This window comes from Colwellia sp. BRX8-7 (genome assembly GCF_014077275.1).
GTDB lineage: Bacteria > Pseudomonadota > Gammaproteobacteria > Enterobacterales > Alteromonadaceae > Colwellia_A.
On record NZ_JACGVP010000013.1, the window covers coordinates 1 to 13,512 of the forward strand.

The window sequence follows — 13,512 nt, forward strand, 5'->3', positions numbered from 1 at the left end:
CTGTTTCTTCAACCATTTCCATTTCGAATGGAGTTAATGTAGCTAATGATTGCTCCTGTTGATATTGACGGGTCAACAGGGTGCCTTTAAACAACTTATGCCAACAGGACAGTACCTCTAGCGTCATCCAGTTGTTAGCTTGTTCACTATCAACATGAAGGACTAAATGTAAGTGATTATTCATGACAGCGTGAGCACAAATATCAATAGCAAACACCTGAGATAATTTAAACATACGTTGTGCAATCCAATGGCGCCTGTGCTCATAACTGACACCGGTTTCTTTATCAACACCACATAAAAAGGCTTTGCGAACGGTTTGACTGCAAATATGATAATACGGCGTATCAGATAAACTGATTTGTTGTGAACGAGGCTTGGGCATAACAATCACCACACTTATAAGAGGGTGAATTAAGTGTAGTTTATTGTTGAAAAAACAAACAAGTTATTATGGGTGGCTTAATTAGCAGCATTGTTAATGTTTTGTCTTGTCTGATCAGTGGTTTTGTGTCAAGTTTTTTTACAATGTTATCTTCTTACTATTTTAGAAACAACTATTATATTGAAATTGTTGTGTTTTTTACTTTGGTTCGATTCTTGCTCTTATAAAACACAAGATTCTTGCTCTTATAAAACACAAGATTCTTGCTCTTATAAAACACAAAATATTGCAAAAAAATATATAAGGTAATCACAAAATGAAATTAAAAGTATTCTTAGCAGGATTAATTATAGCTACTTGTAGCTTAACAAACGTTGCAAATGCACATCTTATTGCATTTGGTTGGGACGATTTAGATAACGGAACCATAGAGATGTATGGTCAGCATTGGCATGGAGATCAAAGTTCCGCCTTTTCTGATAATGGTGGAGTGCGTATTGGTCTTTGGGATAATGCTCTTTCAGCCAGTAACCAAAACACAGCGTCTTGGCAGCTCTTCCAGTGGACTAGCTTTATAAATAACATGGGCGGTAATACAGCACAAAATGACGCTCTAGTTTCGGCAGGCACGTTAGATGGTTATGCAATCGACGCAGGGAGTTGGAATAATAGCAGTAGTGATAACGATTGGTTCAAAACTAATCCGCTTGTTTTAGGTAACGGGAGTTGGGGTTTATTTACCGGGACTGCTTGCTGCGTCGACACGATGACTACGCCAATCCAAATTACATTGATGGGTATTTCGTCTGTTCAAAGTGGCACTGGTCCAGGTTCAGTTTCTGTACCAGAACCATCTACACTTGCTATTTTTGCATTAGGAATGATTGGTTTAGCATCACGTAGATTTAAGAAACAATCTTAATAATTTAAAATTGTTTTATTATAGAAAACATCAATTGTAATGATTGGTGTTTTTGTGTTTCTGGTGATTGGTAAATTAGGTTTTTAACTGTAAAGAGTTTTGACACGATTGATTTATTAATAGGGATTTTTATCAGTAAACCATTACCATAGGGTACTTAATCCTTTGCTAAGCCATATATGAAAAAGGCTTCAAATACTTTAAATTAATATTCAGCACTACTGGTGTCAGTTTTATAGTTTATTGACAATAAATAATCCATTCACAACCTATCCGTTTGACAGGTTATTTTCGAAATGGTCGCAGTTAGATAAGCAAAGGCTTATGTCCTCTTCGTATCAAAGTCATCGTTATGACGGATGATTTTTATTGGTAAATTTAGACCGCTTTGCCGCAAATTTAGTGTTCTGAGATGGAAGCCGACTGGCAGCAATGAACTTGAAGCAGACTTTGTAATTTGTGCGTTACTCGCTTTCATAAAGCGCATAAGTTATTTTTACAAACCCGAAGATAATGAATAGGAAAACTACCAGCAATAAATTATATCTGTTGGGCTGTTTTAATTTTAGATGACCTTATTGTATGTCTAACATTTCAACTTATATTCTGACCAATGCAAAGTATTACCTAACAAAACGACACTGCCAGAAACAATCAAGATTGCTGTACTCAAAATACCCGTCATAATGATACATTCCGCTATACCGCCATCGTCACAATCTCCTAGCTCCCCCATTTGAATGGATTTTAAGGTTAGTTTTTTTGTCACCATATCGCAGTCATAATAGTAAGGCTGGTCAGGTGAAGAAGAGGGAACGAACGCACATGAACTGATGGAAATTCCCATAAAAAAACTCAACAGTACTTTCTTTAAACTCATCAACTGCAATATCCATATAATTAATTTTTCATTAAAAGTGAGACCAATAAGAGATTTATCGCCTTTTATTGAGCTAAAGGTCGAACTTTGTGTAAATTAATTATAATAAAATACAAAACATTAACTGTTCAGTTTTTGTATTTCATTTGTTTAACTTTGTAAGATTATTTTAATTTTCATGGCAAATTTTTAATAAAAAATAACGCCTCCCTGAAGCAGAGAGGCGTTATTTTATTATCATTAATGGCGGGCTTAATTGAAGTTTTTCTATTTTAGCTACCTTTAGCCAAAACATAAAAAGTACTTATTTGTTTTTATTCTTGAGCATATCACGCAAATTCGCCACACCCATTTTAGTGGTTTTGTCTTTGTGCTCTTGGCTTTTTTTAGTTTCTGTTAGCTCCCAACTTAAATCGTCTTGCGGTAATTCGTGTAAAAATCGACTCGCTTCGGTGCGAGAAACTTCACCATATTGTCGGCGCTCTTTGGCATAAGTAAAAATCAATTCACGTTGCGCACGGGTAATTCCCACATAAGCCAATCGACGCTCTTCTTCAACATTACCTTCGTCCATACTTGTTTGGTGTGGCAATAAACCTTCTTCCATGCCAATCAAGAAGACATAAGGAAATTCTAGCCCCTTAGAAGCGTGTAGTGTCATTAATTGTACTTGGTCAGCATCGTCTTCATCTTCGCCACGTTCCATCATATCGCGCAAGGTTAAGCGGGTTACAATGGCCGGCAATAACATAGGCTCTTCTTCTTCATCCCCTTCAAGCATATTAGTTACCCAACTAAAAAGTTGCGTAACGTTTTTCATCCGCATTTCTGCCGCTTTTGGGCTAGGCGAAGTGTCGTACAGCCAATCTTCATAATTTATTTCACGGATCATCGCTCTAAGCACGGCAGGAGTATCACCTCGCTCCGCGTGATCGCCAGTTTCAACTAACCAACGAGTAAACCTTTGCACATGCACTAAACCACGACCGGTTAAATGCTGTTCAAGCCCCAACTCAAAACTAGCGGCGAACATACTTATTTGCCGCATATTGGCGTAATTACCCAGTTTTTCTAGTGTGGTGGGTCCAATCTCTCTACGTGGTACATTAACTATTCTTAGAAATGCATTGTCATCATCCGGGTTCACCAAAACACGTAAAAATGCCATCATGTCTTTAATTTCGCTTCGAGAGAAGAATGAAGTCCCGCCGCTGATCTTATATGGAATACGGTTAAGCATTAATGCTTTTTCTAATAAGCGTGATTGATGATTACCACGATACAAGATCGCATAATTTTTAAATTTACTTTTGTTTAAGAACTTATGACCAATTAACTCACCGACCACTCGCTCAATTTCATGCTCTTCATTTTTCGCTTGAATAACGCGCAGTTCAACGCCGTAAGCCAACTCACTAAACAACGCTTTGTCGTAAACATGAGGGTTGTTCGCGATTAAAGTATTGGCACACTTAAGAATACGACCACTTGAGCGGTAATTTTGTTCTAACTTAATCAACTTAAGTTGCGGAAAATCTTCTCCGAGTAAAACAAGATTTTGCGGTTTTGCACCACGCCATGAATATATAGATTGATCGTCATCGCCAACAACCGTTAACAAGGCCCGTTCACCCGCGATTAATTTTACTAACTCATATTGGCTGGCATTGGTATCTTGATATTCATCAACCAGTAAGTATTGAATTTTTTTCTGCCAGCGTGCTTTAACGTCAGGAAAGTTTTTTAACAACAAGGTAGGGATTAAGATTAAGTCATCAAAATCAAGCGCGTTATAGGCTTTCATATGTTTTTGATAGAGCTGGTAGAATTCAGCAAACATCGTGGTGTCTGCATCACCAGCCATTTTTATCGCGGTGTCGGGTAACATTAAGTCATTTTTCCAATTGGAAATCATGCTCTGTAATTTACTCAGTAAATCTTTATCACCATCAAGCTCATCATGTGTTAATTCTTTTAATAAAGACAACGTGTCTTGGTCATCAAATAAGGTAAAACCGGGTTTATAACCTAAGGTTTTAATTTCTTTACGAATAATATCAAGACCCAGCGAGTGAAAAGTCGAAACGGTGAGACCTCGCGTTAAACTTTTGTCCATCATCTTAATCACACGTTCTTTCATTTCTCGTGCGGCTTTATTGGTAAAGGTTACTGCCGCAATATTACGGGCTTTGTAATCACATTTTTCAATAAGATAAGCAATTTTCTTACAGATAACCCCTGTTTTACCACTACCCGCGCCGGCTAAGACTAAGCAGGGGCCAGTAACATATTTTACCGCTTCATTTTGTCCGGGGTTAAGTTTCATAGTGTTCAGTTTTTCAGATAATTAGATTTTCAGGGCGATGATTTTACCTTGTTTGCTCTATATCGTATATACCCTCGCACAGGTCAAACTCTACATTGTTAAATATCTTGGAGTTAATAAATTAGCCATTGGCAAAACCATTAAATACATTACAATGAGCTCATTGATGAACTAAGGATAATGATTATGTTTAACGCTAAAAAGATTGAAGAAATCGCCAAACAAGTTTCCGATGCAATTCCACCGAAATTCAAAGATATAGCTGCAGATATTGAAGAAAAAACCAAAGTGGTGTTACAACGAAAATTAACACAGCTTGACGTGGTTTCTCGTGAAGAGTTTGATGTTCAAACACAAGTATTATTAAAAACGCGTCAGAAACTGGCTGAGTTAGAAAATAAGCTCGCTGAAATCGAAACTAAGTTAGCTGAATAAAGTCACAAATAGCGATAAGTTATTATCGGTACAACTAACTTATCGCTTCGAAGAGTATGACTAAGTGACTATTTTATAGACACGCCGCTCTAAAATAAAGCCCATAATTCCCATGACAAACAAGAATACACCCGCTATTCGTAGCCATGCATTTATTGGCTGAGCAATCATTTTTTCACTATCGGCACGATAAAGCCGAAGCCCTTTTGGTAATGTTACGACATAGTTTTTCCCTAAGAATTTCTCAGACAATATGAATTTTTCATCCTTACGTTGTGTCATCTCCATCTTCTTTTTATAGTAAAGCTGGTTTTTTACATCTTCTCGCGGGATCATCTTCTCCCAATCATCAAATATATCTTTCGGCTCTCCCGCTAAAACAACGCCTTGAGAATAGTATCCAAACTGTACCTCTGGAAACAATATTTTACTTTGCCCGACATAGAATAAAGTGAGCGCAAGGACAATCAGTGCACTGCATATATAAAGATAACGCCTTTGATTTAACATTTGTGATTGCTGTTGCTGCTTTAACCAATGCTCTATATCAGGTATCTGCTTAAGCTGAGTCTCAGCGTAGCGTCTGTCGAATGCAGCTATAAAATCAGCTAAAGATAACTCATAAGCGGCTAATAACCTTCTAAAAATATCATTTGATGGCATTGACTTATCATTTTCTAACTTTGATAAATAAGATTGCTCTATTCCCGTTAAATCAGCTAAATCAGGCTGACTTAATGCTTTTTCATTTCTAAGTTTTTTTAACTGTTCACCAAGCGTCATTTGCTTTTCCTTTTTAGATTAAGTATTAAAATGCCGTCGACAGCAGACTTATTCTTGGTTATTCCTGCAATAATATAAAGGTGAATATTTAAGAATATTGTTGAATATAGAAATGTTGTTAGGGTTATTTGACATAAATGTTTATTGTCATTGCTTACCCATAAAAAAGCAGCCACCGGCTGCTTTTTTATTTTAAGGATAAACTTAATTTAATTGATATCTTTTAGTTTCTCAATATATTGTAGCTTCTCAATATTTAGCATAACGCGGCAATAGAATTCTTCGGGACAAAAAGGTTTTCGTAGAAAATCATCGGCACCATTTTTAATGAATCGTGCTGATTGAAAACTCTTTTCTGAACTCGCTACCGCTATAATGATTAACTCATTAATTGGGTGTTTGGCTCTAATTTTATGTACTAATTCTAAGCCACTCACCCCGGTTAAATCTTGCTCAAGGATCACAATTTTTATATCTGGTTGCTCCTCAAGCTTTTTAATTGCTTTGGTACCATCTTCAACATCATAAACTGTAAAGTTTCTTCGTTTAAGTAACTGACAAACATGATTTCTTGAGGCTAAAGAATCATCAACGACTAAAACACCAATTTTTGGGTTATGAAGTTGACCATGAAGGATTCGAAGTAAGTAATGATAAGCCTGAGCATTCGTTTTTGTAATGTAATCAATAATGGGTTGGTTAAGTAATTTCTTATGTGTAGCGTCATCAATTCGGCCCGTCATGATAATACTGGGAATATTGTGTTGAACAATATAGGGAACAACTTCACCATTAGGCGCATCAGGTAAACCATAATCAAGCGTCGCTAAGAAAAAACTATGCTCTTGGGCGAGCAACACTTTAACATGAGCAAAGGTGTGAGCGATGGTCACGGAATATCCTAAGGAAACAGCAATTTTTTCAATAACTAGCGCAATTGACTTACTGTCCTCAACAACGAGCAATCTTTTTTGGGTCATATAAAACTCACTCGCATTAGTAAAACTTAATTATAAATTACTATACCTGAGAGTTTCACTAAGTAAACTTATATTACCCGGTGGCTCTTCTTTGCTTAACTGCTTCTGCTAAACAAAGAGAATTGTCGTCATTAAAGTAAACAATAAAACAAGTTAATCTATCTTCTTTATGTAACAAGCAGCCAATGGCTGCTTGTTAACTTTTAAAGGTAAACTCGCTTAAATCTACCGCAGGTTACAACTTCATTGGCTGCATTTGTTTATAGGTTAGGCTACGCCATAACCATTCCATGGGACCAAAGCGGTAGCGGTTTAACCACCATTTAGATAATATTATTTGAGTCACTATAATGGCTATAACAATAAGCATTTGCGGTGCTCTTGATATCTCACCGTATTGCCCTCCCGCATAACCATAAAAGATACTCGTTAAAATAACTGAGTGCATTAAATAATTGGTTAATGCCATTTGCCCCATGGGTGAAAATGCGACAAAAAACTGCTGCCACTTTTGTTTGTTTAACGCACAAACAACGAGACCTAAATATCCTGCCGAAAGTAAATATTGGCCGATATAAAAAAGTGTTTGCCCAACACCTTGCAGCACGACTGAAATAGCTGCGGCAGGGTGTTGAATAATTAAGATGCTAGCAACATTTAATGGAATACCAACGCATAAACCGACTTTAGCCAAGAGACTAAAAAATTTATGATGCTCTTGGTGTTTGGTTATTTTTTCTGTCACCACCAGCCAAAAACCTAAGATAAATATTGGTATTAAAACGAACAACGACATAATAGGCGTGAACATCAACATAAATCCCAGAAAGCCAAGCCGGTATTCTGTAGCTTGCCAATAACTATTTTGCATAAAGGCACTATCTTCTTCAGCAATATCCGCCTGTAATGCTTTACGTTGCTCAATAGTTTCAGCAATAGTGATTTCTCTCAGTTCTTCATCGGTAAGTATAGCTTCTTCAGCACTAGACTCTTCACTATCAATAGCATCGTTCTTTTCTAATATAACATCAGTATTTGTCAGTAATTGCTGTTCAACTGCTGTATATATATCAAGGTCGTTTTGCCATATTTCTTGATACTTAGACTCGTTAAAAACCATGCCCAATATAGAACCCAAAAAACTCACCAGAAAAAGAGGGATCATTAGCCACATTAAGGCTAGTTTTAAATAAGCTTTTGGGTCTTCTGTTTTTTTATAGGTAACCCAAGCTAATAGGATTAAACCCGCGATAGCGTACTGGTGTAAAATATCACCGCCCCATAAAAAAATCATATGGGCTATACCGATGAGCAGCAATACCAACATACGACGAACAAACCAAGCACCAAAGGGTCGACCTGCATCTTTGGCACGTAACAACATAACAGCAAAGCCCATTCCAAAGATAAGGGCAAATAATTTATAAAATTTACCTTCAACAAAACAACGAATTAACCAACCAATTGCATGGTCAATACCAGTTAATGTTGTATCGTGTCCGCCTAAAGAAATAATTGCACGGTTAAACCATTCAATATTCATCAATAAAATACCAACGAGAGCTAGGCCGCGTAAAATATCTAAGGCATCAACACGTTTATGTTTATCCAAGGGTTTTAACTTAGAGGGGGGTATTACCGATTCATCTTCTTGGCTTACTTGCATCATGAATTGTCCATATAGTTTTTATGGATATAGAATAAACTAATTTTTCTGCAATTGAAAAGTATAAAATATAAGAAGCCACTTCAATTAAAGTGGCTTTAGTATATGATCAGTAAAGGTTATTTAAATAATCGCTCGATTTAATTTAAAAATGCTTGATAGGCTTTATTTTCGGTTTCTTCTTGCCACTCATAACCTAAATCTTTTAAATGATTAAAAAAGGCAAGCTGGTCATCATTATTCACTTCAAAGCCAGCTAATACTTGCCCGAAAGCCGCACCATGATTACGGTAATGAAATAAAGTAATATTCCAATGCTCACCTAAGGTATCTAAGAACTTTTCCAATGCACCTGGATATTCAGGAAACTGAAAACGAAAAATACGCTCTGGCGTTGGTGAAGAATTTTGGCCACCAATCATATAGCGGACATGAAGTTTAGCTAATTCGTTATCAGTAAGATCTGTTGCTCGATAATCTCTTTTAGTTAACTGTGACAGTAAGTGATTTCGATCATCTTCACCACTGGTTCTAACACCTACAAAAATATTAGCACTTTTATGGCTGCCATCGGCTTTTGTTGCATAACGGTAATTAAACTCAGTGATCACTCGTCCATCTAAGGCATGACAGAAGGTTCTAAAACTACCTTTCTTTTCTGGAATTTTTACTGCGAGCACCGCTTCTTTTTGCTCACCTAATTCACATCGCTCTGAAATATATCGTAACGTGTGAAAATTCATATTAGCGCCAGACAGAATAGCAACTAATGCTTCATCTCCAGCACTGGTTTTACAATACTTCTGTAAGCCCGCCAGTGACAATGCGCCAGCAGGTTCTGAAATCACGCGCGTCTGTTCAAAGATGTCTTTGATAGAAGTACAAATTTCATCGGTTGTTACCGTGATCACGTCATCGCAATAATGTTTAATGACATTGAAGGTATTTTCACCAATCCTCTTTACGGCAACCCCATCAGCAAACAGTCCCACTTGTTCTAAGTCGACCGGTTTACCGGCTTCCATAGCGGCTTTCAAGCAAGCAGAGTCTTCTGCTTCAACACCGATAACTTTTATATTGGGTCGTAGTTGCTTTAAATAAACCGACATACCTGCTAGTAAACCGCCACCACCGACTGGAACAAAAACAACGTCAATTTTTGGGTGCTGCTGTAAAAGTTCTTTGGCAACCGTGCCTTGTCCAGCGATAATATCGATATCATCAAAAGGAGGAACTATTGTTTTATTTTCATCTCGGGCAAAATCTAATGAAGCAACTTGCGCTTCATTGAAACTTTTACCGACTAAGCGCACTTCGGCGCCAAAACGACGTACATTATCAACTTTTATATCAGGTGTTGTTATTGGCATAACAATCGTGGCTTTAATACCGAGCTTATTTGCTGCAAGTGCCAAGCCCTGAGCATGATTACCGGCAGAAGCGGCAATCACCCCATGAATACACTGCTCTTCAGTTAAATTAACAAGCTTATTATAAGCACCACGGATCTTAAAAGAATGAACCGGTTGCTGGTCTTCACGTTTAAGGAAAATTTGATTGCCTAAACGTGATGACAACTTAGTTAATGATGTTAATTCACTTTCTATAGCAACATCATAAACGGGTGCCAATAGAATTCTTCGTAAATAGTCGAGCCCTTGTTCTTGAGTTTCTTTCGCAAGCACTAAAGCTTGCTGTTCAGCTTCAGTCATTATATTTATTCCAAAAGGTCATCAAGAAATTCACCTTACGCCCCAACTAAACCGTCAAGTAAATCACGGTTACGTACTGCACCTTTGTCAGCACTTGTTGCTAACATCGCGTAATTTTTCAAGGCATAGCTAATTGGGCGTACACGGTTAAGTGGTTTCCAAGCATCCTTGCCTTTTGCTTCCATGTTAGTGCGACGTTCAGCTAAAACTGCTTCGCTGACGTTTAATGTAATATCGCGATTAGGAATATCGATATGAATAATGTCACCTTGTTCAACTAAGGCAATCATACCGCCACTGCCAGCTTCAGGAGAAACATGGCCAATAGATAAACCAGAAGTGCCACCAGAGAAACGGCCATCGGTTAATAAGGCACATTCTTTACCTAACCCCATAGATTTTAAGTAAGTGGTTGGGTAAAGCATTTCTTGCATACCAGGACCCCCTTTAGGGCCTTCGTAACGAATAACAACCACTTCGCCAGCAACAACCTTGCCCGCTAAAATACCTGAAACCGCATCATCTTGGCTTTCAAAAACATGAGCTGGACCGGTAAAGACTAAATTATCATCTGATACACCCGCCGTTTTAACAACACAACCATCAGGGGCAATATTACCGGCTAATACCGCTAAGCCACCCTCTAATGAATACGCGTGTTCAAGTGAACGTATACAGCCGTTTTCACGATCGTCATCAACAGTATCCCAACGACAGTCTTGACTAAAAGCTTTAGTGGTACGAATACCTGCGGGGCCTGCACGGAAAAAGTCGATCACGCTTTGGTCTTTAGTTAACGTTATATCATATTTTTCTAGCATTTCATCAAGTGTTAAACCCAGTACGTTTTTGATGTCCATGGTTAATAAATTAGCGCGAGCTAATTCACCTAAAATTGCAATGACACCACCAGCGCGATGTACGTCTTCCATATGGTATTTAGGTGTAGAAGGAGCAACTTTACATAACTGCGGGACAACTCTTGATAAGCGATCCATATCTTTCATGGTGAAATCAATATCAGCTTCTTGCGCAGCGGCGATTAAATGCAACACGGTATTTGTTGAACCACCCATAGCAATATCTAAACAAGTGGCATTTTCGAACGCCGCTTTGTTAGCAATATTACGTGGCAACGCCGACTCGTCATTTTCTTGATAGTAGCGCTTAGTTAATTTAACAATTTCTTTACCCGCGTTTAAGAACAGTTGTTCACGGTCAGCATGGGTTGCAAGCATTGAACCGTTACCCGGTTGTGCTAAACCTAACGCTTCTGCTAAACAGTTCATTGAATTAGCAGTAAACATGCCCGAACAAGAACCACAAGTAGGACAAGCCGAACGTTCAACTTGGTCACTTTGCGCGTCAGAGACTTTTGGGTCAGCACCTTGGATCATCGCATCAACAAGGTCAAGTTTGATAATTTGGTTAGAAAGCTTAGTTTTACCAGCTTCCATTGGGCCACCGGAAACAAAAATCACTGGAATATTTAAGCGCATAGCCGCCATTAACATACCCGGCGTGATTTTGTCACAGTTTGAAATACAGACCATAGCATCGGCACAATGCGCATTAACCATATATTCAACCGAGTCGGCAATTAAATCACGCGAAGGTAAACTGTAAAGCATACCGCTGTGACCCATGGCAATACCATCATCAACCGCAATGGTATTAAATTCTTTAGCGACACCACCCGCTTTTTCAATAGCGCCGGCAACAAGCTGTCCCATATCTTTTAAATGCACATGACCGGGTACAAACTGAGTAAAGGAGTTAACAACCGCAATAATTGGTTTGCCAAAATCATTATCCGTCATTCCTGTTGCGCGCCATAAAGCACGAGCCCCAGCCATATTACGGCCTTGAGTAGAAGTTGCAGATCTTAATTTAGGCATGATATTTACATTCCAATTGATAATGTGAATTAATATTGTGAAAAATTTTATTTTGAAAGCTACTGTTCCAAGAAGCTCTTAAAATAAAACCTTATCGGTTTTATTTATAGTTTACGGTGATAGCAACTCTTCAACATTTGCCACTTTAGCAAAGAAGGCGTAACGGGCTTATCGCCAGAAGCGAGTATTGCCGATGCCGGTAAAGTGGTAATGACAACGAGTTGCTTTTATTACCGTTATTTAACGGGATCTAACCAATTATCTGGAACAGTAGTCGTTCCGTTGAAAATACCAAAAAATGCTTCTTGAATAGCTTTAGTGATCGGTCCACGGGTACCATTACCGACAAGCATTCCGTCCACTGATTTTACTGGTACAACTTCCGTTGCTGTGCCACACATAAAGAACTCATCAACTAAGTACAATGACTCACGAGAAATTGGCTCTTCACGTACTTCATAACCCAATTGTTCTGCAAGAAAAAATACAGTATCGCGGGTTAAACCTTGTAAAATCGAAGCCGTTCCAGGAGGGGTATAAAGAATACCTTTGCGGATCAAAAATAAGTTTTGACCGGCTCCTTCACTAACCATATTATTGATATCAAGTGCGACACCTTCAGCATAACCATGACGAGCAGCTTCAGCTGAAATCAGTTGTGATGAAAGGTAATTACCACCGGCTTTTGCTGCTGTTGGCATAGTGTTAGGTGCTAATCGATTCCAACTTGACACTCCAACTTCTACACCATTCTCAATAGCATCAGCGCCTAGGTAAGCTTCCCAACTAAATGCAGCAATCATTACATCAGCTTTTGCATCAATAGGTGGACGTAACCCCATACCGATATCACCCAAAAAAGCCAACGGACGTAAGTAAGCAGAAGCTAAACCATTTTCAGCAACGGCATCTTTACAGGCTTGAACAATTTCTTCTTGGGTAAAAGGGATATTCATTCGATAGATTTTTGCTGAATCAAATAAACGTTTAATATGTTCTTCTAAACGAAAAATACACGTACCTTTATGAGTATCATAAGCACGGATACCTTCAAATACCGAGGAACCATAATGCAAAGCGTGACTCATTACATGCACGGTAGCATTTTTCCAAGGCATGAGTTCACCATTAAACCAAATTAGTTCTGCATTTACTTTAGCCATTTTTCTTCCTAATTTATAATATTTTTAACGAGTTAGCTGTAGTTTAATTACCCAACCAACTCTGAATTTTTATGGGTGCTTGTTGCGCAATTATTATAACTGGTTATGAGCGACATTACTTCGTGGTATTTTTGTCTACCTTGACGTCTTTGATATCAATCAGTTTATTAATTTGATCAACTAAAAGTGAAATAGGTCGCTCACTTCGCACCATTAATTCTATAGTGCCGATATTTGTACCGGTATTAACTCGCGCCTTAATGCCTTCGATTAGGAAGCCTCGGTAGCGGGTGACTTGTAAAATACGCTCTAACACCACTTGCTTATCATCAGCCTTTATACGTAATTGATAATGATTCATC

Annotated in this window: 11 protein-coding genes and 1 pseudogene; 2 read left to right on the forward strand and 10 right to left on the reverse strand. The window is 38.1% G+C overall.

Going from position 1 to position 13,512, the window contains the following annotated elements:
- Positions 1-385: pseudogene (locus H4J57_RS13360) on the reverse strand (transposase); the annotation flags it as partial.
- 316 nt (positions 386-701) lie between these two features.
- On the opposite strand from H4J57_RS13360, the gene H4J57_RS20115 reads away from it, so the two are divergent.
- On the forward strand, positions 702-1,307 hold the full coding sequence (locus tag H4J57_RS20115) for a PEP-CTERM sorting domain-containing protein (RefSeq protein ID WP_259366864.1): 606 nt from the start codon (positions 702-704) through the stop codon (positions 1,305-1,307).
- 586 nt (positions 1,308-1,893) lie between these two features.
- Here H4J57_RS20115 and H4J57_RS13370 read toward each other — a convergent pair.
- Both H4J57_RS13370 and rep read right to left on the reverse strand, forming a co-directional pair.
- Positions 1,894-2,154, reverse strand: coding sequence for a hypothetical protein (locus H4J57_RS13370; protein WP_182243299.1), 261 nt, complete (start codon positions 2,152-2,154; stop codon positions 1,894-1,896).
- 337 nt (positions 2,155-2,491) lie between these two features.
- The gene (gene rep / locus H4J57_RS13375; protein ID WP_182243301.1) at positions 2,492-4,513 is read right to left on the reverse strand and encodes a DNA helicase Rep; all 2,022 of its coding nucleotides are present in this window, start codon (positions 4,511-4,513) and stop codon (positions 2,492-2,494) included.
- A gap of 186 nt (positions 4,514-4,699) precedes the next feature.
- On the opposite strand from rep, the gene ubiK reads away from it, so the two are divergent.
- Entirely contained in the window at positions 4,700-4,948 is a 249-nt protein-coding gene (ubiK, locus tag H4J57_RS13380; RefSeq protein ID WP_070375387.1) for a ubiquinone biosynthesis accessory factor UbiK, read from the forward strand.
- A 60-nt stretch (positions 4,949-5,008) separates the two neighbouring features.
- Here ubiK and H4J57_RS13385 read toward each other — a convergent pair whose 3' ends face one another.
- The 7 genes from H4J57_RS13385 to ilvM form a co-directional block, all read right to left on the reverse strand.
- Positions 5,009-5,731: a helix-turn-helix domain-containing protein gene (locus H4J57_RS13385; protein WP_182243303.1), complete on the reverse strand. Its 723-nt coding sequence runs from the start codon at positions 5,729-5,731 to the stop codon at positions 5,009-5,011.
- 209 nt (positions 5,732-5,940) lie between these two features.
- Positions 5,941-6,711, reverse strand: a complete 771-nt coding sequence (locus tag H4J57_RS13390) for a response regulator (protein ID WP_070375385.1) — start codon at positions 6,709-6,711, stop codon at positions 5,941-5,943.
- A 235-nt stretch (positions 6,712-6,946) separates the two neighbouring features.
- Positions 6,947-8,380, reverse strand: coding sequence for a DUF418 domain-containing protein (locus H4J57_RS20120; RefSeq protein WP_259364914.1), 1,434 nt, complete (start codon positions 8,378-8,380; stop codon positions 6,947-6,949).
- Positions 8,381-8,517: 137 nt separating this feature from the next.
- Positions 8,518-10,089, reverse strand: a complete 1,572-nt coding sequence (gene ilvA, locus H4J57_RS13400; RefSeq protein WP_182230325.1) for a threonine ammonia-lyase, biosynthetic — start codon at positions 10,087-10,089, stop codon at positions 8,518-8,520.
- 35 nt (positions 10,090-10,124) lie between these two features.
- Positions 10,125-11,987 carry a dihydroxy-acid dehydratase gene (ilvD, locus tag H4J57_RS13405; RefSeq protein WP_070375383.1) on the reverse strand — a complete coding sequence of 621 codons (1,863 nt, stop codon included), beginning with the start codon at positions 11,985-11,987 and terminating at the stop codon, positions 10,125-10,127.
- Positions 11,988-12,223: 236 nt separating this feature from the next.
- A complete protein-coding gene (locus H4J57_RS13410) occupies positions 12,224-13,150 on the reverse strand; it encodes a branched-chain amino acid transaminase (RefSeq protein WP_070375382.1) in 927 nt (308 codons plus the stop codon).
- A 115-nt stretch (positions 13,151-13,265) separates the two neighbouring features.
- The gene (ilvM, locus tag H4J57_RS13415) at positions 13,266-13,511 is read right to left on the reverse strand and encodes an acetolactate synthase 2 small subunit (RefSeq protein ID WP_070375381.1); all 246 of its coding nucleotides are present in this window, start codon (positions 13,509-13,511) and stop codon (positions 13,266-13,268) included.
- Position 13,512 lies beyond the last annotated feature (1 nt).

Bases quoted from the DNA above. Each gene is read 5' to 3' on its own strand.
- ilvM (WP_070375381.1), bottom strand. From the start codon at position 13,511: ATGAATCATTATCAATTACGTATAAAGGCTGATGATAAGCAAGTGGTG.
- H4J57_RS20115 (WP_259366864.1), top strand. From the start codon at position 702: ATGAAATTAAAAGTATTCTTAGCAGGATTAATTATAGCTACTTGTAGC.
- ilvD (WP_070375383.1), bottom strand. From the start codon at position 11,987: ATGCCTAAATTAAGATCTGCAACTTCTACTCAAGGCCGTAATATGGCT.
- H4J57_RS13410 (WP_070375382.1), bottom strand. From the start codon at position 13,150: ATGGCTAAAGTAAATGCAGAACTAATTTGGTTTAATGGTGAACTCATG.
- rep (WP_182243301.1), bottom strand. From the start codon at position 4,513: ATGAAACTTAACCCCGGACAAAATGAAGCGGTAAAATATGTTACTGGC.
- H4J57_RS13390 (WP_070375385.1), bottom strand. From the start codon at position 6,711: ATGACCCAAAAAAGATTGCTCGTTGTTGAGGACAGTAAGTCAATTGCG.
- ubiK (WP_070375387.1), top strand. From the start codon at position 4,700: ATGTTTAACGCTAAAAAGATTGAAGAAATCGCCAAACAAGTTTCCGAT.
- ilvA (WP_182230325.1), bottom strand. From the start codon at position 10,089: ATGACTGAAGCTGAACAGCAAGCTTTAGTGCTTGCGAAAGAAACTCAA.
- H4J57_RS13370 (WP_182243299.1), bottom strand. From the start codon at position 2,154: ATGGGAATTTCCATCAGTTCATGTGCGTTCGTTCCCTCTTCTTCACCT.
- H4J57_RS13385 (WP_182243303.1), bottom strand. From the start codon at position 5,731: ATGACGCTTGGTGAACAGTTAAAAAAACTTAGAAATGAAAAAGCATTA.
- H4J57_RS20120 (WP_259364914.1), bottom strand. From the start codon at position 8,380: ATGATGCAAGTAAGCCAAGAAGATGAATCGGTAATACCCCCCTCTAAG.